Annotated in this window: 19 protein-coding genes; 12 read left to right on the forward strand and 7 right to left on the reverse strand. The window is 41.1% G+C overall.

Going from position 1 to position 22,000, the window contains the following annotated elements; translation table 11 throughout:
- Positions 1-42: 42 nt before the first annotated feature.
- Positions 43-921 (forward strand): EamA family transporter, encoded by an 879-nt coding sequence (locus tag ACFI34_RS14175; protein ID WP_462673940.1) that lies wholly within the window; start codon positions 43-45, stop codon positions 919-921.
- 81 nt (positions 922-1,002) lie between these two features.
- On the opposite strand, the gene ACFI34_RS14180 is transcribed toward ACFI34_RS14175, so the two are convergent.
- From ACFI34_RS14180 to ACFI34_RS14195, 4 genes are all read right to left on the reverse strand, one after another.
- Entirely contained in the window at positions 1,003-1,320 is a 318-nt protein-coding gene (locus ACFI34_RS14180; protein WP_006792480.1) for a DMT family transporter, read from the reverse strand.
- Positions 1,320-2,852: a GNAT family N-acetyltransferase gene (locus ACFI34_RS14185; RefSeq protein ID WP_462673941.1), complete on the reverse strand. Its 1,533-nt coding sequence runs from the start codon at positions 2,850-2,852 to the stop codon at positions 1,320-1,322. The genes ACFI34_RS14180 and ACFI34_RS14185 overlap by 1 nt, the downstream gene beginning before the upstream one ends.
- A gap of 88 nt (positions 2,853-2,940) precedes the next feature.
- Positions 2,941-3,789 (reverse strand): MBL fold metallo-hydrolase, encoded by an 849-nt coding sequence (locus ACFI34_RS14190; RefSeq protein ID WP_462673942.1) that lies wholly within the window; start codon positions 3,787-3,789, stop codon positions 2,941-2,943.
- A 57-nt stretch (positions 3,790-3,846) separates the two neighbouring features.
- Positions 3,847-6,129, reverse strand: coding sequence for a penicillin acylase family protein (locus tag ACFI34_RS14195; protein ID WP_462673943.1), 2,283 nt, complete (start codon positions 6,127-6,129; stop codon positions 3,847-3,849).
- A 147-nt stretch (positions 6,130-6,276) separates the two neighbouring features.
- Here ACFI34_RS14195 and ycaO point away from each other — a divergent pair, with 147 nt between their 5' ends.
- From ycaO to folX, 7 genes are all read left to right on the forward strand, one after another.
- Positions 6,277-8,037 (forward strand): 30S ribosomal protein S12 methylthiotransferase accessory factor YcaO, encoded by a 1,761-nt coding sequence (gene ycaO, locus ACFI34_RS14200; RefSeq protein WP_462673944.1) that lies wholly within the window; start codon positions 6,277-6,279, stop codon positions 8,035-8,037.
- 109 nt (positions 8,038-8,146) lie between these two features.
- Positions 8,147-11,503 (forward strand): ATP-binding protein, encoded by a 3,357-nt coding sequence (locus tag ACFI34_RS14205; RefSeq protein ID WP_462673945.1) that lies wholly within the window; start codon positions 8,147-8,149, stop codon positions 11,501-11,503.
- A gap of 51 nt (positions 11,504-11,554) precedes the next feature.
- Positions 11,555-12,184: a YceH family protein gene (locus tag ACFI34_RS14210; RefSeq protein ID WP_462673946.1), complete on the forward strand. Its 630-nt coding sequence runs from the start codon at positions 11,555-11,557 to the stop codon at positions 12,182-12,184.
- Between the two features lie 69 nt (positions 12,185-12,253).
- A complete protein-coding gene (nadE, locus tag ACFI34_RS14215) occupies positions 12,254-13,084 on the forward strand; it encodes an ammonia-dependent NAD(+) synthetase (protein ID WP_462673947.1) in 831 nt (276 codons plus the stop codon).
- Positions 13,085-13,219: 135 nt separating this feature from the next.
- Positions 13,220-13,939, forward strand: coding sequence for a dihydromonapterin reductase (gene folM / locus ACFI34_RS14220; RefSeq protein ID WP_462673948.1), 720 nt, complete (start codon positions 13,220-13,222; stop codon positions 13,937-13,939).
- Between the two features lie 17 nt (positions 13,940-13,956).
- Positions 13,957-14,511 carry a GTP cyclohydrolase I FolE gene (gene folE, locus ACFI34_RS14225; RefSeq protein ID WP_010557916.1) on the forward strand — a complete coding sequence of 185 codons (555 nt, stop codon included), beginning with the start codon at positions 13,957-13,959 and terminating at the stop codon, positions 14,509-14,511.
- A gap of 3 nt (positions 14,512-14,514) precedes the next feature.
- Positions 14,515-14,871 (forward strand): dihydroneopterin triphosphate 2'-epimerase, encoded by a 357-nt coding sequence (folX, locus tag ACFI34_RS14230; protein WP_008129424.1) that lies wholly within the window; start codon positions 14,515-14,517, stop codon positions 14,869-14,871.
- A gap of 12 nt (positions 14,872-14,883) precedes the next feature.
- Here folX and ACFI34_RS14235 read toward each other — a convergent pair whose 3' ends face one another.
- Together ACFI34_RS14235 and ACFI34_RS14240 are read right to left on the reverse strand one after the other, a co-directional pair.
- Positions 14,884-15,318 carry a YqaA family protein gene (locus tag ACFI34_RS14235; RefSeq protein ID WP_462673949.1) on the reverse strand — a complete coding sequence of 145 codons (435 nt, stop codon included), beginning with the start codon at positions 15,316-15,318 and terminating at the stop codon, positions 14,884-14,886.
- Between the two features lie 69 nt (positions 15,319-15,387).
- Entirely contained in the window at positions 15,388-15,753 is a 366-nt protein-coding gene (locus ACFI34_RS14240) for a DUF4870 domain-containing protein (RefSeq protein ID WP_058403704.1), read from the reverse strand.
- A gap of 182 nt (positions 15,754-15,935) precedes the next feature.
- Between ACFI34_RS14240 and ACFI34_RS14245 the strand changes: the two genes are divergently transcribed.
- From ACFI34_RS14245 to ACFI34_RS14260, 4 genes are all read left to right on the forward strand, one after another.
- Complete coding sequence (locus tag ACFI34_RS14245; RefSeq protein WP_462673950.1) at positions 15,936-16,637, forward strand: spondin domain-containing protein; 702 nt, start codon at positions 15,936-15,938, stop codon at positions 16,635-16,637.
- Between the two features lie 10 nt (positions 16,638-16,647).
- Entirely contained in the window at positions 16,648-17,370 is a 723-nt protein-coding gene (locus tag ACFI34_RS14250) for a spondin domain-containing protein (RefSeq protein WP_462673951.1), read from the forward strand.
- Between the two features lie 90 nt (positions 17,371-17,460).
- Positions 17,461-18,186 carry a response regulator transcription factor gene (locus ACFI34_RS14255; protein ID WP_462673952.1) on the forward strand — a complete coding sequence of 242 codons (726 nt, stop codon included), beginning with the start codon at positions 17,461-17,463 and terminating at the stop codon, positions 18,184-18,186.
- A gap of 10 nt (positions 18,187-18,196) precedes the next feature.
- The gene (locus ACFI34_RS14260) at positions 18,197-19,678 is read left to right on the forward strand and encodes a sensor histidine kinase (RefSeq protein ID WP_462673953.1); all 1,482 of its coding nucleotides are present in this window, start codon (positions 18,197-18,199) and stop codon (positions 19,676-19,678) included.
- A gap of 46 nt (positions 19,679-19,724) precedes the next feature.
- Here ACFI34_RS14260 and ACFI34_RS14265 read toward each other — a convergent pair whose 3' ends face one another.
- Positions 19,725-21,899: a S9 family peptidase gene (locus tag ACFI34_RS14265; protein ID WP_462673954.1), complete on the reverse strand. Its 2,175-nt coding sequence runs from the start codon at positions 21,897-21,899 to the stop codon at positions 19,725-19,727.
- Positions 21,900-22,000 lie beyond the last annotated feature (101 nt).

Consider the following 22,000-nt stretch of genomic DNA (forward strand, 5'->3'; position numbering starts at 1 on the left):
AGATTGCTAACGTAAAGACCTTATTTTTTATCGACGAATACCATGACCTGGATCTTTTTCACTTTTTTAGCCGCTTTTATGCAAGCATGGCGAAATGCCCTGCAAAGTAATTTAAGCTCACATGCAAGTGTGGCTGGCGTAACGCTTTCACGCTTTATTTTAGCCGGCCCCATTGCTGCAGTGTATTTATATGGCCTTTATCAATATCAAGATATCGCCATGCCTACCTTTAATAATGCCTTTTGGGGGTTTGTTATTGGCGCAAGTGTTATGCAAATACTTGCCACGGGTTTAATGGTAAAGCTATTTAAAATGAATAATTACGCCGTAGGTGCAGGGCTTGCTAAAAGTGAGGCGTTAGTAGCGGCTATTTTAGGCGTATTATTTTTTGGCTCTGCGCTTAGCTTTCTTGGTTGGCTGGGTGTATTTTTAGGTGCTATTGCGGTGCTTTTACTTAGCGGTATAACCAGCGTAAAACAGTTTGATGCTAAAACAGCGTTACTTGGCCTTGCCTGTGGTACCAGCTTTGCCCTTACATCCCTGTGGGTGCGTGAAGCGAGTTTAAATTCAGGGTTATTATTTCCGCACTCGGCTGCATGGGTTTTACTATTTGTAATAAGCCTACAAACACTTATATTACTTGGCTATTTATTACTAAAAGAGCCGCATACTCTTAGTAAACTTTGGCAATATAAAGGCATTACAACAGCAATTAGTGTTTTTAGTTGTGTAGGCTCTATTGGCTGGTTTAGTGCAATGAGTTTACAGCACGTGGCGTATGTTAAAACGCTTGGGCAGGTTGAAGTATTTTTTACTATGCTAATTGCCATACTTTGGCTAAAACAACCACTTAAAAAGCAAGACACCGCTGGCTTAATCCTAATAGCCATTGCCGCTATTTTGGTGATGCTGCCAAATTGAGAACATAAAAAAGCGCAGGCTTTTAAACCTGCGCTACTATAAGCTGCATATAACGTTTAAAGCGAATGTTAAGCGCTTTTTTTAAGAGCTAATTTTTAGCGTTATCACACCGCAAATGATCATAAGTACACCCGCAATACGCCCAAACGTGGCTGCATCACCGTAAAGTAATATACCCACTAAAAACGTACCCGCAGCACCTATACCTGTCCATACGGCATAGGAAGTCCCCATTGATATTTGCTTTTGTGCAAGCCACAACATAAAACCACTGGCTGTTAAAAATGCAATGGCCATTGCTATTCCCTGCCAGCGTGTGTCGGGATTTTGTGAAATTTTTAAACCAATTGGCCAGCCTATTTCAAGCAAGCCGGCAATGACTAAATAAACCCAAGCCATTAAACATCTCTCTTTTTCAAAATTACGTCGTATAAATCTTCGCGGCGATCTTTTAAATTACGCACTGTCCCTTCGCTATGAAGAATTTTTAGCTTATCCATATCAAGGTCGCTAAATAATAACATTTCGGTATTAGGTGTTGCTTCGTTAAGTGTTGCATCGTGCGGGAACGAAAAGTCAGATGGCGTCAGTACTGCCGATTGCGAGTACTGTACGTCTAGGCTTTCTACTTGTGGTAAGTTACCTACTGAACCTGCAATAACCACATAACATTCGTTTTCGATTGCCCGCGCTTGTGCACAATGGCGAACCCGTAAATAACTATTTTTAGTGTCGGTCCAAAACGGCACAAACAGTATATCAAGCCCTTGCTTAGCTAATATGCGTGAAAGCTCTGGGAACTCTACATCGTAACAAATTTGAATACCTACGCGCCCAGCATCAGTGTCGAATACGGCAATTTTGTCGCCGCCTTGAATAACCCAATCGTTTTGCTCATGTGGGGTTATATGTATTTTGCGCTGCTCGTCTATTTTACCGCTACGGTGGCATAAATAACTTACGTTATAAATTTTGTCGTCTTCGGCAAGTGGCATAGAGCCAGTAATAATATTGGCGTTATATTCTATTGCCATACGCGACATCGCGTTTTTAAACGTTTCGGTGTATTCGGCTAAATAGCGGATTGCTTCAGTTTGATTGCTTTGCTCGGTTAACCCCATCAGCGGCGCGTTAAAAAATTCAGGGAATAAAATAAAGTCACTTTTGTAGTCAGATACCGTATCTACAAAATACTCTACCTGCTTTAACATTTCTTCAACCGACTCTACACAACGCATTTGCCATTGCACTGCCCCTATACGCACGATTGATTTAGTTGATTCGAGCACGGTGTCGGTAGGCTCATACATTATGTTATTCCACTCAAGTAAGGTGGCATAACCTACAGACTCTTGATCCTCCGGCAGGTACTTTTTAAGTAACCGCTTTACCTGAAAGTCGTTAGAAAGCTGAAAGCTTAAAATTGGGTCATAAAGCTCTTTTTGGTCAACCTTTTCAATGTATTCCATTGGCGTCATTTCACTGCTGTGATTGTAATAACGCGGAATACGGCCACCCGCTAAAATAGCGCGTAAGTTATATTGGCGGCACAATTCTTTACGGGCGTCATAAAGGCGACGCCCTAAACGCATACCTCGGTGGGTTTCGCTAATTGCAACATCTAAACCGTATAGCGCATCGCCATCGGTATCGCTAAATACACGGTCATGGCCGTCGGCAATGTCTTCGTAGGTATGCGGATTTGAAAAGCGGGCGTAGTCTACTTGCACGCTGAGTGCTAAACCCACCAGCACGCCGTCATCTACTATGCCTATTTGCCCTTCTGGAAACTGATCGATTAATCTAAAAATGGTATGGCTTGGCCATGCGCCACCTAAGTCTGGGTAAGCTTGATCCATTAGCGTTTTTATTTGTGGGTACTGCTCTTTGGTCAAGTTACAAATTTCTAGGTGGGTTTTTTCTGCCGACATACACAACTCCTTGGGGCATGGGAACAAAAAAGCTGAACAAATGCTCAGCTTAATAAACTATATTATGCGTGCTAACTCACTTTGCAAGTTACTTTAAGCTACGATAAAACAATGTGGTTACTCGCTCTTTTGGTAGCCATTTTGCATATTTAAGACCCAGCTCTGATAGTGGGTCGGCGTCAAGTACTTGCTGCAAACTTGCATCGTTTTGCATTGCCTTAAGCATAACATCTTTGGCTTTTTGCACCAGCTTACGATACGTTATCAGCCCTGAACGGTCACTTACTGGACCATGCCCCGGAATAACTTGAGTATTATCGTCAATTTGGTTAATAACATCGTCAACCGCAGCTAATACTCCATCAACACTGCCGCCACTATCTACATCAACAAACGGTAAGCTACCAAAGTTAAAATAAATATCGCCCATGTGCACTATGTTGTCGTTACTAAAAAAGATAACTGAGTCACCATCGGTATGGGCATGTTTGTAATGCACAACGTGTGCGTGTTCGTTATTAAAATGAAGTTTTAAATCGTGACCAAAACTAATACGTGGCAGGTAATCTGAGTTTGCACCGTGTTTTTCTTCTAATCGCTTATGTACGTTGTCGTGCGCAATGACATGTGCACCCGCTTTTGCAAAATTTTCATTGCCGCCGGTATGGTCGCCATGATGATGGGTATTAATTACAAACTCGGCGCTACCGGGTTTTAAATCGCTAATGGTTTTTTTAATGTCGTCTGAGAGCTTGGCAAACTGATCGTCAATAATGTAAATACCGTCATCACCCACACTTGCAGCAATGTTGCCACCTTGACCAAATAACACATAGACGCTTTCACTTAGTTTTTCTGCGGTAACGGGGTTATCGTCTGCATGAGCCGATGCGCTCAGTAATAAACCAGTTATTATCGCGGGTAGTAATTTTTTCATTTTAGTTCTCCATTGTTAGAGTTATATAGAACGTGATTACTTGCATTTTGGCTCACACTATTTTGGTGAGATAACTATTTGATGCGCTAGCGTTTGTGGCAATAGCGGAGTTTGCTTCCCTTCAATATAGTCGCTAAAACCAGCTCTATAAAACTCTGATAGCGGATGTCCCGACTGCCCACCCGGCACACTTAAAATAGCGCGCTCTAAATGCCCAGGTTGAGCAATAAAACGCTGCGATGCACCAAAATCTCGCCCTTGTACCGCGGGCATGTAAGTATCACCAAACCCTGCAGCAGTTGGCATGTTAAGTAACTTTGCCAACAGCGGGATTTGTTTTGCAAAAGGATGCTCTATAACCAGCTCGTTTACTTTACCCCACTGCCATTGCTTTATATTAGTGCCAAATTGCTCACTCAATTTCTTTACAGTGTGATCAAAAGCACCCTCTAATTGTTCATCCCAACTATTAAATTGAAAATTAACCCAAGATGCAGGTTTATTGTTAATAAGTTGCCACAGCGCAGGCTCTAACCCGCGTTTTATAGGTTTAAGTGTACCTTTGTGCTCATTAAGAGTGACTTCAATATGGTTAAACACAAGGTTAATAACTTCGTCTCTATAGCGTTTAACCAGGGTATAGCCTACCGAAGAAGCACATGCGCATTGCTGCCAGTTTTCAAGCTCTGTGATGTACTTCGCATTTTTAACCTCATTGGTTTTTAACTGCTTGAGTAACAACTCATGCCATGGCATTAAAAAGCGGGCTTGGTTATCAAGCTGTAGTGCGTAAAAGTCGCTCTCGGCAAAGATTTGTTTTTCAAATAAACGGTCACGAATTTGGCTTGAACGTGCGCCTAATGCGTAACCACCATTACCAAAACGTGCATTGTCACTGGCAGATACAACCCGAGAGTTTCCTGTCCATAATCGCCCGCTGGGTGGGTTTTTAACAAATGGACGATTAATTTCGTTTTGCTCAAAAAGTGCTGAGTACTGCTGTGCATTTACACTTAACTCACTGACATTTGTTCGCGCCGGAATACCGCCTATATTTTTCCATGCCGCATTACCTAGGCCATCAACAACCATTAAATTCTGTACAGGTATACCCACATTACTTGCAAGGGCGAGCGCATCGTCCACAGTATCTGCTTGCTCAAGCTTTAATAGCTGCATGTTAACCGCATAAGGTTGATGCGCTGCCCAACTAAGTGCATAAGGCTTTTCGTTAATGTATTTTACTGGGCCGTATTCGCTCATTATTAACGAGTAAGGTTCAGCGCTTCCCTCTGGTAATAAAATAGGTTCATCAACAAGCCATGTTTTGCTATCGCTATTTAGCGCAATCCAATCGGCAGTATCTAAATAACCGTTAGTGAAACCCCATGCAATTTTATTGTTGGTTCCCACTACAATGGCAGGAGTGCCAGGAAGTGATACGCCTGTTATTTGAGATTGTTTACCATTTTGCGTGTAATTAAGCTGCGCTCTGTACCAAATAACCGGCACCGCCATTGATAAGTGCATATCGTCAGACAGCATACCTGCACCTGTTTTTGTAAGCTCTCCGGTAACGGCCCAATTATTACTACCAAGCTCTTGAGGGGCTTCAATGTGGGTTGCAACATGAGCCGTTTGCGTTGCAAGAACCGGCATCTCACCTGCAAATGGGGCTAATTTACTACCATCAAGCGCAGCTTGGTATTGGCTAGGTTGCGTTAAAAAATCAACCATATTTTTACTGTATATTTGCTCTAATTGAATCAAAGTTTGATCGCGATTAAATGTCATGCTTTGTAAATCTAAGTACATGCTAAAAATCACTAATAAGCTGTCCTCGCTTTGCCACGGTTTTTGAGTTGCGCCGGTAAGTATATATTCAAAGCTTGCATACCCTACTTGGGCTAAACCTTCGTTTACGCCTTGAGCATAACTTTTTAACAGCTGTTTATCGCGCTCTGGTAAAGTATTTAAAATAGCACGGCTACGTTTACGCAGTTGATGAAAGCGCATTTTTTTATCAAGCCCAACAGCGGCTTTACCAAATAATTCACTTAGCTCACCTGCGGCGTTGCGCCTTAATAAATCCATTTGAAAGAATCGGTCCTGTCCGTGTGCATAGCCTAATCCGTAAGCACCATCGTTGCGGTTTTTAGCGTTGATAACAGCTTGGCCCAATGTATCGCGAGAAATTTTAACAGGTTCATTTACTGCCATACTGCGCCCGTTGCCATCAAGTGCTGGTAAACTCAAGCTAAGTACCCCATACACCACAGCGGTGCCACCCAGCCCTAAAATTACAATTAATAACAACAAGCGTTTGATTAATTTATACATTGAGTTGCCCTTCCACCCTTTACGTTGCCTATACAATAACCACAGCTTTATTAAATAATCATGATCTTGCTCGCAAAGGATGAAATAAACATCAAAATCCACGATAATGTCACTTCCACACATCGTGCAGAACTAGTTGAGATCAATATGACTGAAAAAACGTTTATCAAAGGTAAAGACCGCGATTTAGAATCGTCAATCTCTACCATGCAAAACAAGCTTAAAGCCCTAAACATTAATGTTGAAGAGGCGCTTTGGCTTAATCCTGTAGCTAACTGTTATTCGGTTCATATTAAAGACAGCGACTGCGGTGTTATGTTTACCAATGGTAAAGGCGCAACCGATAAAGCCTCTATTGCCTCTGCGCTAGGTGAATATTTTGAGCGTTTAAGCTGTAACTACTTTTTTGCTGACTTTTACCTAGGTGAAGAATTTGCCAACGGCGACTTTACTCATTACCCAAACGAAAAATGGTTTAAAGTTGAAGGTGAAGAAGTGCCTGAGGGCATAATGGACGAAAGCCTGTGGGATTACTTTGATCCAGAGCGCGAACTTAATGCATCACACCTTTTTGATTTTAACTCAGGTAATAACGAGCGCGGCATTTGTACATTGCCATACACGCGCCAACGCGATAACCAAGACGTGTACATTCCAGTAAACGTGATTGGTAATATTTTTGTATCTAACGGTATGAGCGCAGGTAACACCAAGTTTGAAGCGCGAGTTCAGGGCTTGTCTGAAGTATTTGAACGCGCAATAAAAAACCGTATTATTGCTGAAGGCATTTGTTTACCAATCGTGCCTGAAGAGGTTGTTAAGCAGTACCCACAAATTCACGAAGCATGTGAAGAACTGCGTAGCCATGGTTTTCATTTACGTATTGCCGATGCATCACTAGGCGGTAAATACCCAGTAATGAGCGTAACGCTGATTAACCCAACAGATGGCTCTGTATTTGCCTCGTTTGGTGCTCACCCTTCATTTGAAGTAGCCCTTGAGCGTACGGTTACCGAACTTTTACAAGGTCGCCGCCTTGATCAGCTTGATGTGTTCCAGCCAGCCACGTTCGATAACGACGAAGTAGCAACGCCTGAAAACATTGAATTGCACTTTATTGATTCTAGCGGTTTAATATCGCATGACTTTTTCCGTGCAACGCCTGATTTTGACTTTGTACACTGGGACTTTAGCGGCACAACAGAGCAAGAATACAACTTCTGTACTGACCTAATTCATAGCATGAACCACGACATTTACATTATGGATTACACGCATTTAAACGTGTATGCATGTCGTATTTTAGTACCCGGCATGTCAGACATTTACCCAGTAGATGAGCTTATTTGGCGTAACAACAACGAAGGCGCTAAATTCCGTGAAGCATTCCTATCGCTTGATCAGTACGATGCTGAGCAATGGATGGACATTTACGACAGCCTAGAAGAAGCCGGCCACAGCGATATTATTCGCGCAGCAGAGTTTATTGGCCTTGCAACCGATGCCGACACACCTTGGCACACACTGCGTATTGGTGAGCTTAAAGCGCACCTATGTTTAGCCGCAGGCAGCGAAGAAGCAATTGATTGGGTTGATTGGATACTGCATACAGGCCAAGTAAACGAAGAGGCAATGCGCCATTTCCGCTGCTTAAAAGCCATTCTTGAAATTAAATACGATGACGAACGTGAATACGCCGACTACCAAGATGCACTTGGTTTAATGTTTGGCAGCGACAACGTAACGCTTGCGATTGAAATTGCCGAAGGCCGTACATTATTTAACGGTTTAACCTTCCCTGGTTTGTCGCTTAATGGCTTTAAAAAGCACGCGGCACTCCTAGATGGCTACCGTAAGTTACATGTAGCTAAACAAAACCATTGGGCACGTGAAGTAAGCGACTCATAGTTTTAAACTGCTATTTATAAAAATAAAATGGCGCTTATGTATAAGCGTCATTTTAATTTGTACAATAAATAGCTATAGTTGAGTAGCCTAACCCAAGCCAATGTAGCTAATGCCGCCAACTAATAATAAAAAAACGAATATTCATAACTACAAACGAATCTTCTGGTTATCGATGACACTACTACTGCTTATTAGTGTTGTACTAGAGCGCATTAATTACAATCGCGTGAAAGACGCTCATCGCCTACAAATACTCTTTGAAGTAAGCACCTATAGAGCTCAACTAGAAGCCATTTTAATTTCAAACATTCAATTAGTCCGTGGTTTAGGCGTTGCGGTTTCTGCAGAGCCTAACTTAAATCAAGAACGCTTTGCACAAATTGCTGCCCCCCTTTTTAATACATCAAAAGAACTTCGAAATATTGGCGGCGCACCCAATATGATTATTAAAATGACTTACCCTATTAAAGGCAACGAAGGTGCGCTGGGCCTTAACTTACTGACCAATAAAAACCAACGCGCTGATGCAATAAAAGCACGCGATACCAATACAATTATAATGGCAGGCCCATTAACACTTGTGCAAGGTGGAGAAGCACTCATAGCGCGTGTGCCTGTATATACCCCGCCAGAGAATACGTTTTGGGGATTACTATCGGTTGTTTTAGATATCAATAAAATTTATAAAAACGCCGGTATTTTAGAGCTAGAAGACAATTATAACGTTGCACTTCAAGGCCGAAATGGGCTGGGTGATAAAGGCGAGTTTTTTTTTGGTGAAGCCACGATACTGAATCAAAACCCTCTGGCATTTTCCCTAAACTTTCAAGGCGGTAACTGGCAGTTATATGTTGCACCAAAGCAGGGCTGGAGCCCACCCAGCTCAGCAATTTGGCCATTACGTTTAGCAATAATTATTATTTGTGCGTTACTTACATGGGCATTTTTGTTTTTTTTAAAAATGCTTGAACGCCAGCAAAAAAATGAAAAAATGCTAGAAACCATGAGCGATTTAGCGCAAATAGGTGCGTGGTCGTTTAATTTAGAAACGAAACAAGTTTATTGGTCAGATATGACTAAAAAACTGTTTAAATACCCACTCAATACCCAGCCGCAATGGCCTGAAGATTTAAGTTATTTTAAAGAAGGTGAAAGCAGAGAAACCATCAAACCTCTACTCGAACGTGCTATTAAATATGGTCATAGTTATGAAGTTGAACTAGAGGTAATAAACGGTGAAGGGGAAGCCGTATGGGTACTGGTTAACGCAGAAGCTGAACATAAAAATGGTCGATGTGTGCGTATTTTTGGTTCGCTACAAAATATTGATACCCGTAAAAAAATTGAATTAGAAAACAGCTTTACAGCACTACACAATGAAACGTTAGCCTCATTAACGGTTAATAAGCTCATTTTAAACGGTAAACTTAGCCAATCAAAAGACATACTCACTGAAGCTATTTGCCATGCTTTAAAAATTGAACGCGCTAGCATTCGTTTTTATAACGAAGATCACACACAGTTAATTCCGTTCGCACTGCATAATAAATTAACACAAGCCGAAAGCGTTGAACTAACCTGGCTTAGAAAACATCTTCCTGACTTTTTTAATATGCTTGATCACCAAGCTGTATTTAATATTCCCGACGTTATTCATAATTCAGCGCTATCTCCTTTGTCGCCATATTACTTATTGCCATTGGGAATAAAATCGATGCTGTGCGTAACAATCCCTGCCGGCAACGGGGTATTAGGAATAATATGTGCTGAGCAATGCAAAACCACACGCTTGTGGACAAAAAACGAAGAAAGTTTTTTAATCACAGTGGCTACGCTTATAGGCAGTTTACATTCAAGCCAGCAACGCATAGAAGCAGAACAAGAATTAGTAGAAGCTAAAGAGTTAGCCGAACAAGCGGTGGCAGCAAAAAGTGAATTTTTAGCAACTATGAGCCACGAAATTCGCACTCCTATGAATGGGGTGCTAGGCATGCTAAATATAATTAAGCAAACAAAGTTAGATCAACAACAAGCGCACCACATTGAGTTAGCACAATCATCGGCAGAGTCTTTGCTTAATATTATTAATGACATATTAGACTTCTCTAAAATGGAAGCGGGTAAACTTAATATTGATAGTATTCAGTTTAATCTCCCAAAATTATTAGGTGAAGTGGTTGAATCGTTTGCACTAAAAGTAGAGCAAAACAATACAAAACTAATTTTAGACGCAACCCAAATTACAGTAAGTGAAATAATTAGTGACCCAAATAGGCTTAGGCAAATTCTTAATAACTTGATTGGCAATGCTGTTAAATTTACTAAAAATGGTGACGTTATTATTATAGCCAGAGTGGAAGACTCCACCGATGGCTCCTTTCTAGAGTGCTCAGTAATTGATACTGGTATTGGAATTAATAAAAACCAGCAAACATCATTATTTAATTCATTTACGCAAGCAGATGCCTCGACTACGCGCCAATTTGGCGGCACAGGCCTTGGCCTAACGATAGTAAAACAACTGTGTGAATTAATGGGTGGCGGCGTAAGTGTTAACAGTGTTGAAGGCGAAGGCAGTACGTTTGCATTTAATATAAAAATACAACCTAGATTAAGTAAAGAGCAAGCTTTACCAAGCCATCTAATAAACAACAAGCGTATTTTAATTATTGACGAATGCCACTTAAATACCAGTATTGCCACTAAACAGCTGCTGGTTTGGGGGGCTCATGTCGAATTTATAAATGACTACAGTGAAGTACTAACACACTTAGCGGATACGACTCATTTATACGATGCAATTTTAGTTGATTATCACTTTTTTTCTATTGCTGCAAAAACGCAAAAAACCGCCTTACAAAACTTCATTTACAAATCTAAATGTAAGTCGGTGATTATGGCGCCAATGAGTTACTCGCAAAAAAATTCAACGCTTGCAATGAACGTTGACTGCATGATTTTTAAACCTTTAACACCATCAGATTTATTCGACTCACTCACTAATGAAAAGTTTTTAGAGCAGCAATTAAATCAGGCACAACTCACTAATACACTTACAAAAGCACCTATTAAAGATTCATCAGAGCCCGTTTTATTGTTAGTAGAAGACAATAAGATAAATCAAGTTGTGGCCTCTGCATTGTTAAAAGAGGCCGGGGTGATCTTTGATATTGCTGAAAATGGTGAGCAAGCAATTAGCAAACTAAACGCCAAACAAAATAACCCGTATAAACTTATTTTAATGGATTGCCAAATGCCAATAATGGATGGTTACCAAGCCACGCAGGCAATCAGACAAGGCGGAGCAGGTGAAAAATACAGTCGCGTTTCAATTATTGCTTTAACGGCTAATGCCATGCAAGGCGATAGAGAAAAATGTATTGCTGCGGGCATGGACGATTACTTAACTAAGCCGCTTGATATGGCCGCCTTAAAACCCAAGTTGCAGCACTGGCTTGGCAGTTAAATAAGGCTTACCACTAATTAGCATTAACAATTAATATTTTTAAGGGTACTTATGCAGTTATCACCACACCAACAACGTGTTATTGGTTGTCTCCTAGAAAAACAAAGCACTACACCAGAGCATTACCCTTTATCACTCAATGGGCTAACCAATGCATGTAATCAAAAATCGAATCGCGTTCCTGTTCTTAATTTAACCGAAAGTGATGTGCAAATTGCGCTAGATGAACTTAGTGACATGCGCCTAGTTACTGTTGATGAAGCACTTTCGGGGCGAGTAAATAAATACGACCACCGCTTTTGTAATACCGAATTTAGTAGCTTACAGTTTTCAGCACAACAACGTGCCATTATTTGCCTATTGCTGTTACGCGGTGCCCAAACACCCGGCGAATTAAGAACTCGCAGCGCTCGCCTCGCTGATTTTAATAATGTAGATGAGGTTGAAAACGCCCTAAATAAACTAATTGAAAACGAGCAAGTCGCCAAACTACCGCGCGAAGCAGGTAAACGTGAAAGCCGATATATTCATTTATTTGGTGAGCAACCAATTACACCTGATAGCGATACCATTAATTTACCCAGCGAAGTGATTAAAGATAAAGAGTTAAACGATTTGTTGCGCGAAGTAGAAGAACTAAAAGCAGAACTTAACCAGATAAAAGCACATTTAGGGCTTTAAATAAGTAAAACTAAATCACATAATAAGCTTATTGCGTATCACATTTAAAAATATTACAAGGAGCCGGCAATGCGCGCCGAAATAATGGCTGAAATGAAAGTTCAGCCAACCATTGATGTAAACGCTGAGATCTCTCGTCGAGTTAACTTTATAAAAGCACGTTTAGTTGCGGCTCACTCACGATCGCTTGTGCTTGGTATTAGTGGCGGGGTTGATTCTTCAACTTGCGGCCGTTTATGCCAATTAGCTGTTAACGAATTAAATGAAGAACACAGCACTAATAAATACCAATTTATTGCTGTGCGCTTACCTTACGGTGTTCAAGCTGATGAAGACGAAGCGCAAATGGCGGTTGATTTTATTCAGCCAAGTAAGCGCATGACCGTTAACATTCAGCCTGCTGCCGATGCGTTACATGAGCAAGTGTTAATGGCAATGACTAGCAGCGGTGACGCATTACCAGAACAAGCACAACTAGATTTCATTAAAGGTAACGTTAAAGCGCGCCAACGTATGGTTTCCCAATACGAAATTGCCGGTTTTAGTCAAGGTTTAGTGGTTGGCACCGACCATAGCGCTGAAAATATTACAGGCTTTTACACTAAATTTGGCGATGGTGCATGTGATTTGGCGCCTCTTTTTGGCTTATCTAAGCGCCAAGTTCGCGCACTAGCGACTGCTTTAGGCGCACCAGCATTGCTTGTTGAAAAAGCCCCAACAGCCGATTTAGAAAGCGACCGACCAGGCCTCACCGACGAAGAAGCGCTTGGTTTAAGTTACAATCAAATTGATGACTTTTTAGAGGGCAAACCTGTCTCTGAAGAGGTGGAGCAAAAGTTAATCGGCATATATATGCGTACGCAACATAAACGCCAGCCAATACCAACAATTTACGATTGATATAAGTGATATAAAAAGCAATTAACCGTATTGGGTTTAATTGCTTTTTTGATCGCCCTATTCAAATATTACGTACACATTACGCTTAACGTACTAATATTTATTAAAAACTTGCCAAAGAGAACACTGCATTATATGACATCGCCCATTTTAATCACCGGCGCTGGCCAACGAATCGGCCTAGCCCTTGCTCAACACTACCTTACTCAAGGGCAAGAAGTCATTATTACTTACCGTACTCGCCATAATGCTGTAGAAAAACTAGCGCAGCAAGGGGTGACCTGTATTCATGCCGATTTTAGTACTGATGCGGGAATTAATGAGTTTATTAATACGTTGAAAGCCCATACCCAGTCTTTAAAGGCTGTTATACACAACGCATCTAGCTGGGACTGTGAAGCAAATAACCCAGACCACGCTAAGCTTTTTGATAACATGATGCACATACATGCCAAAACACCTTACTTAATTAATATGCAGTGCGCTGACTTACTTTTAGCGTACCAGCAAGCTAGTGGCACCGCCGCAAATATTGTGCACCTTACTGACTATGTAGTTGAAACAGGTAGTCCTAAGCATTTGGCATACGCGGCAAGCAAGGGCGCACTTGATAATCTAACAAAATCGTTTAGTGCTAAATATGCACCTAATATAAAAGTAAATGCGGTTGCGCCTTCGCTTATTATTTTTAACGAGCACGACGACGAACAATACCGCGCTAAAACACTCAAAAAATCATTGATGGGCATCGAACCTGGGTGCCAAGAAATTGTAAACAGCATTGATTTACTCTTACAAAGTCAGTACATAACAGGGCGCTCTATTCCTGTTGATGGCGGACGTCATTTAAAGTAAAAAACACTGAGACACCTATGCATAACGAATTAAAAGACAGCTACCAAAAAATTATAACCGCCGTAGGCGAAGACGCTGAACGTGAAGGTCTATTAGACACACCAAAACGTGCGGCAAAAGCAATGGAATACCTAACACAAGGTTATCGCCAAACGCTTGATGAAATTACCAATAATGCAGTATTTACCTCTGATGCCGACGACATGGTATTAGTACAAGACATAGAACTTTACTCTATGTGTGAGCACCACTTACTGCCATTTATTGGCCGCTGCCATATTGCTTATATTCCAAATGGCAAAGTGCTGGGGTTATCTAAATTTGCGCGTATTGTTGATATGTTTTCGCGTCGCTTTCAAATACAAGAACAGTTAACACATCAAATTGCCAAAGCCGTTGAAGAAGTAACTGGCGCAAAAGGCGTAGGTGTTATCGTTGAAGCAAAGCACATGTGTATGATGATGCGTGGTGTAGAAAAGCAAAACTCAAGCATGCGTACATCGGTAATGCTGGGTAACTTTAGAAGCGATCCTAAAACACGCAACGAATTTTTGCAGCTTATTAAAGGGTAATCTATGGCCAACGCAATTATTAACGTAACTAACTTACGCTTGCGTACATTTATTGGTTTTAATCCTGAAGAGCGTGAAAAAAAGCAAGACGTAGTCATTAATTTAGAGATTCACTACCCTGCCGATAACGCATGTAAAACCGATGAAGTAGACCAGGCACTTAACTATAAAGTGATCACCAAAGAGGTAATTAGTTTAGTTGAGCAAGGGCACTTTTTATTACTAGAAAAGCTAGTCGCTGAAATTCTTGCTGTTTGTCATTCACACCCGAGTGTAAATTATGCTAAAGCCCGTGTAGATAAACCGCATGCGCTTCGCTTTGCTGACTCTGTATCATTAACACTTGATTGGACAAAGTAGCGTACGTATAGCTTAAATAAGAGCTTCTACTCCCACTGCAAGGGCAATAACCGCTAAATAGCGTGCGCCTTTGCCAAGTGTTACTAAAAGTAAAAACACGCTAAACCTTACTTTAAAAATACCACCAATGACTGTTAATGGGTCGCCAACAATAGGCAGCCATGCAAACAATAGGCTGTATACGCCATATTTATTAAACTGATTTTGCGCCTTTTCAAGCCCTTGTTCTGATACCGGAAACCACTTTTTATGTTTAAAACGTAAAACTTGCGTGCCTAACCAATAGTTAATACAGCTTCCCAATACGTTACCTAGTGTTGCAACCAACCATAAAAGCCAAAGGTTAACTTGGCTTTGTGTGATCATTCCCACCATGATCACCTCTGAAGAACTAGGCAATAGCGTAGCTGAAATAAATGCGCTTAAAAACAGCGTTAGATAAAGCATAATAACCTTGTGGGAAAAGGTAAAACCCCAGCCTTAGGCTAGGGTCTGTTTATATAAATAATTGAGCGCTTATTTTATCAAATTTAAACTCAGTGGATAATTAAACTCTTTACCTTCATTGGCTTTAATACTCGCTAAAACCACCATCACAAAAGCAAATATAGCCACAATAGGAAGTAAAATTACACCGATCACAACAAACATCAGCACAAAACAAATAATATAGGCAATGGCCATGGTTATCTGAAAATTAAGCGCTTTTTTACCGTGCTCATTGACCATTTGCATTTCATCTTTTTTTATTAACCAAATAATTAATGGTCCTATTATTGAACCAAACGGCACAATAAATCCAGCAAATGCGCTTAAATGGCATAACATTGCCCATGTGCGCTCATCTTTATTTACTACTTTAACCTGTTGATTTTCTTCCATAACACAATCCTTTAATTTTTATAATGCGGTTTAATTATACACAGATATATAAATTTTCTGGCGTATTTACTTACAAAAATCACAGCCTGAATGTCTGTGATAAAAAAGTGATAAGTTTGTGAGAGTTTCTGGAGACGATTATTCAATACTTAACTCGAATCATCACTTACAGGAAATAAAAAATGAAAGCTTCAATATTTACACTTGCAACTCTTTTAGCGGTAGCTAGCCAGTCAACCACGGCTGCAGAGTTAGACTTAACAATAACCAACCTAACCCAAGGCATTCATTTCACTCCGCTACTCGTTACAGCACACAACAGTGAAGACAAGCTTTTTGAAGTTGCAACTGAAGCTTCTACCGCATTACAAACAATGGCTGAAGGTGGCAATATAGCTGAGCTAATGGCACAAGCCACTGCAGCAGGTAGCGATATGGCTGCAAACCCAGCAGAAGGTCTATTAGCACCATCGTCATCAACCATAACAACATTAATGACGACTGACGGTAACGATTACTTATCGGTGACCGCTATGTTACTGCCTACAAACGATGGATTTGTTGGCCTTGATAGCTGGAAAATACCAACCGAAGCAGGTACCTACACGGTTTATTTAAATGCATACGATGCGGGCACTGAGCAAAATAATGAGCTAGTGGTTGAAGGTTCTGGAGCACCTGGTACGCCAGGTATTCCTGCAGCACCAGGTGGTGATGCGGGTACCGGTGGCGCAGGCTTAACAAGCACCGATAGCAACATTAACGTGCATATTCACCCTGGTACACTAGGTGACGACGACTTAACCGCTGGTAATAGTGATTTAAGCAACACGGTTCACAGATGGTTAAACCCTGTAGCTAAGCTAACCGTTACGGTTAAGTAGGAGCGTAATCATGGTATCTTTAAATAACTTTAAAAAAAGCATCGTGGTTGTTGCACTAGCAGCTTCACTTGCAGCCTGTGGCGACAACGACAGTAACGATCCTGTTCAAGTTGTTACACCGCCAACACCTGAGCCTGTAAGCTATACATTTGATGTAACCGTAAGCAACTTAACTGCAGGGCAGCCACTATCGCCTATTGCCGTTATTGCACATACAGAAGGCACACTTTGGCAAATTGGCAGTGCGGCATCGGTTGCATTAGAAACCATGGCTGAAGGAGGCGACAACAGCCAACTGCTTGCATTAGAAAACGCCATTGCCAACGCATCAAGCGAAGGTCCTGTTGGACCTGGTGCCAATACCACGATCACAATAACCACGGACTCACTTGAAGCACTTAAACTGTCGCTTGCCACTATGATGGTGAACACTAATGATGGATTTACCGGTCTTAGTGCTTTAGACGTATCTTCATTAGCCGTGGGCGACTCTTTAACTCGCACCACCGTTGCTTATGATGCAGGTACTGAAGCAAATACAGAAGCAGCTGGTACGATACCCGGTCCTGCTGATGGCGGAGAAGGTTTTAATGAAGCCCGTGATGATGTTAATTTTGTAGCAAGACACCCAGGTGTCGTTACAAATGAAGATGGCTTATCTAGTTCAGTACTTAGCCCTGAACATAAGTTTGATAACCCATTAGCAAAAGTGGTTATTACCCGCACTCAGTAATTCGTTTATCAGTATTGACCTTGATATACCAGCTTGTAATTGGGAAGTAGGGGCGCATGGAAGCCCCCTTTTTTTTTACGAGGATAAACAATGCGTCATGAAAAATTACTCATAGTCGAAGACGACAGAGAAATTGGTAAATTAATTACCACACAGCTTACATCGCTAAATTTACATGTGGATCATGTTATCAGTGCTGAGCTGGCTCTAAAAAAAATTGCCAAGCACCCCTACGGGCTTATTTTACTGGATATAAACCTTCCGCAAATGGATGGATTGAGTTTATGTCGTAAAATAAAAGAGCACTATCCAACGACCTCCGTTATTTTACTCACTGCACTAAGTAGCGACATGGACAGGGTTATTGGCCTAGAAATGGGCGCCGACGACTATATTTGTAAACCTTTTTTTGCACGTGAACTACAAGCCAGAGTAAAAACCCAACTGCGACACAGAGCACAACTACTCGCTAGCCAAAACACTGAGAAGAGCTCTATTCAAAGCGAACAAACGCTTCATGTTGGCTCGTTACACATTGAGTTTGACTCTCATCAAGTGTATTTAGCCGAACAAGCAATTAATCTTACCGCCACCGAATTTGACTTGCTGGTGTACTTCGCACGCCACCCTAATCATGTATTTAGCCGCCAGCAACTGCTCGATAAAGTATGGGGGTACCAACACAGCGGCTACGAACATACTGTTAATTCGCATATTAATCGCTTGCGCGCAAAGCTCGAATTACATCAGCCAATCCCCATTATAGAAACAGTTTGGGGTGTGGGATACAAACTCAATCCAAACCAACTTAATTAAGACTTTTATTATGAAACTCTCTTTGTACCAAAAATTAGCAGTGTCGTTAGCCGTTATTTTTTGTTTTATTTGCGCGCTGGTTTATAGCTGGAGTAAACAACTAGAACTCAACTCTAAACACCATGGAGAACAAAATTTACATTTAGCGCTAGCTGAGCATTTAGTACAAGATAATCCATTAATAAAAGAGGGTGTATACGATTACGAAGCCCTTGAAAACCTATTTCATACTTTAATGTTACTCGGCCCCGCCTTTGAATTTTACTTTGTAGACGAAAACGGAAAAATATTAACTTACTCCGCAGAGCCCGGAAAAGTGAAGCGTACATATATTAATTTAACGCCATTAAAGCACCTTATAGCTAACCCAAGTGCTACACCAGTTTATGGCGACAACCCAAGAAACCCTGATCAACAAAAAATATTTTCTGTGGCGCCTGTTTTTAATAACAACACATTGCAAGGGTATTTATACGTAATTATTGGTGGTGAGGCATACGACACCTCACTCAATAATATAAAAAGTAACGACTCGTTATTAGTGGCTGCCATATGGCTAGGCTCAGCACTCGTTTTTCTATTTATTGCGATGCTTATTTTGCTGCGATTTTTTACAAACCCTATTCAACGTCTTGCAAAAGATGTGAGCAATATTGAAGCTGCTAACTACAGCCTAACCGATACAAAACTGAGTCAATACTCAAACCAAAAAAGTAACGAAGTCCACAGCTTAGGTCGAAGTATTCAAGCAATGCTAACGCGTATAAACGAGCAATTCAAAGCACTTGAGCAAGGTGATAAACAACGCAAAGAGCTACTTACTCACTTATCTCACGACTTACGTACGCCACTGGCTTCGTTGCAAGGTTTTTTAGAAGTGTTAAATCAGTCAGGTGACAAACTAAGTAAACAAGAACAGCAAGAATACCTGCAAGTGTCATTAAATAACTGTGGCCAACTGAAGCAACTTATAGAGCAAATTTTTGAACTCGCACACCTCGAAAATGGCGAAATAAACATCAACAAAGAAACATTTAACTTAGGAGAGCTCATTTACGATTGTATTGCTAAGTTTAGTTTGGCCGTAGAGAAAAAAGGCATTAATTTATCGGTTGAGCCAGAAATTTGTGACTTTCCTGTCATTGCCGACATAGCCAAACTTGAGCGTGTTTTAAGTAACTTAATCGATAACGCCATTAGGCATACCCCGCGTGATGGCAGTATTGCTGTGCGTGTAAAACGCGGTGACCACAATCAATTATTTGTGCAGGTTTCTGATACCGGCGTGGGTATTAAACACGAAGAGTTAAAAGCTATTTTTGATCCCCACTACCAAGCTAGTAATTCTAACAAAGCGGGCCGTCAACAAGGTGGGTTAGGGCTTGCTATTTGCCGCGGGCTATTAAAACTCATGGACAGTGAAATAAACGTTCAAAGTGAAATAGGTAAAGGCACTATGTTTAGCTTTAATTTGCCACAAAAAAAGGCGTAACTTAACGTTACGCCTTGGCTCATTACTTAGTTGAATTTGGGTGTGGCTATTTTTTTATACCCGCTAAATCAAGCATAAATGCATAATTTAACGCGGCATCTTCTAAGCGTTTAAAACGGCCAGAAGCACCGCCGTGTCCGGCTTCCATATCTATTTTAAATAATAGTTTATTATCATCTGTTTTGTAGTCACGCAACTTAGCAACCCATTTTGCTGGCTCAAAATATTGAACTTGTGAATCGTGTAAGCCTGTAGTTACTAACATATTAGGGTAGTCTTGCTTACTGACTTGATCGTACGGTGAATAAGACAACATATAATCGTAGTATTCTTTCTCGTTAGGGTTACCCCACTCGCCATACTCGTTAGTTGTAAGCGGAATAGTCTCATCAAGCATAGTGGTAACCACATCAACAAACGCAACCTGTGCAACCATGCCTTTGTAAAGCTCAGGCGCTTGGTTTGCCACCGCACCCATTAATAGTCCACCCGCACTGCCGCCTTGTGCAAATATGCTGTCTTTCGCACCATACTTTTGCTCAACTAATGACTTAGTTACATCTACAAAGTCGTTAAACGTGTTCTTTTTAGTAAGTAGTTTACCCGCTTCGTACCACGGACGGCCTAACATTTGTGAGCCACGCACGTGTGCAATTGCAAATACAAAACCACGGTCAAGCAATGTTAATCGTGCAGAAGAAAAGCTCGGATCTATTGTTGCGCCATAAGAACCATAGCCGTATTGCAATAATGGGTTAGTGCCATCTTTTTTAAATAACTCTTTTCGATACACCAAACTCACCGGTACTTTTACGCCATCACGCGCTGTAACAAAAATACGCTCAGACGCATAATTGTCTGCGTTAAAGTCACCTAATACCGTTTGTTGCTTCAATAATGTTTTTTCGCCAGTGGCCAAATTAACATCATAAGATGAACCCGGCGTCGTCATACTGGTGTAGTAAACACGCAGCGTATCGCTGTCTAATTCGTTATTACCGTACGCATTAATTGTATATGCACTGTCGTTAAAGCTTAGTGGTAACTCTTTGCCCGATATTAAATTACGCGCAATCAGTGTTGATTGGCCCATTTCGCGTTGTTGGTATACTAAATAGTCATCAAACAACTCAACATCTTCGAGTTTAATCTCCTCGCGCGCAGGGATCACGCTTTGCCAATTTGCTTTATCACCGGCTTTATCAATATCTACTTTCATAAGCTGAAAGTTAACGGCGTTTAAATTAGTAACAATGTAATAAGTATTGCCTAATTTGGAAATGCTGTATTCAAGGTTGGCTTCACGTTCAATTAAGCGCTTAGGCTTAGCGTTTACATCATTTGCACTCAGCACTGACACACCCGATGCATCAGTACTGCTATGCCAAATATAAATTTCTGAGCCGTCTTTGCTCTTGCTCATACCGGTGAAATAGCTTGTGTCTGTTTCTTCGTAAACAAGCTCGTCATCGCTTTGTGGTGTACCAAGCGTATGACGATAAACCTGATACCCGAGTAAGGTTTGCGCGTCTTTTTTGATGTAATAGACTGTTTTATTGTCGTTCGCCCACACAACATAACCACTGGTGCCTTCAAGCGTGTCTTCTAATAATTTACCAGTGCTTAAATCCTTAATTTTTATGTTGTAAACACGGCGACTCACCGTATCTTCACCATACGCCATTAAGTTGTCATTTGGGCTTACATTTAGGCCACTAACCGCAAAATAGTCATGACCTTTAGCTAGTTCATTTACGTCTAAAATAACTTCCTGACCGGTGCCTGCAAAATCACTACTGCGTAAGTAAGTAGTGTACTCATTATCGCCGCGAGTTTGCGACGAGTAATAGTACTGGCCGTCTTTTACCGGAACAGAGTCATCATCTTTTTGGATTCGCCCTTTAAGCTCTTCAAATAAACTACTTTGTAATTTTTTAGTATGCGCAAGCATAGCGTCAGAATACGCATTTTCGGCTTCTAAATAGCTAATGATTTCAGGTGCTTTTCGCTCGTCATCTCTGAGCCAGTAGTAATTATCGATACGTGTATCGCCATGAATGGTCATTTCATGGGGTACTTTTTTAGCAATTGGTGCTACTGCTGTTACAGCTTGAGCTGACTCAACTTGAACCGTATTTTTTTGAGTTTCTTCGGGGGCTTTATTACACCCGCTTAAAATAGCAAGCGAGAGTGCTGCAAGTGCAAAAGGAGTACGTGTCATGGGCAAAGTCCTTATTATTTTTGTTATCTCAATATACCTAAAATTAATACCTTTTGTGATTTAGTTTGTGAAGCTATGTAAAAAGGGAGCCGAAGCTCCCT

Source organism: Pseudoalteromonas sp. PSi26 (assembly GCF_054960575.1).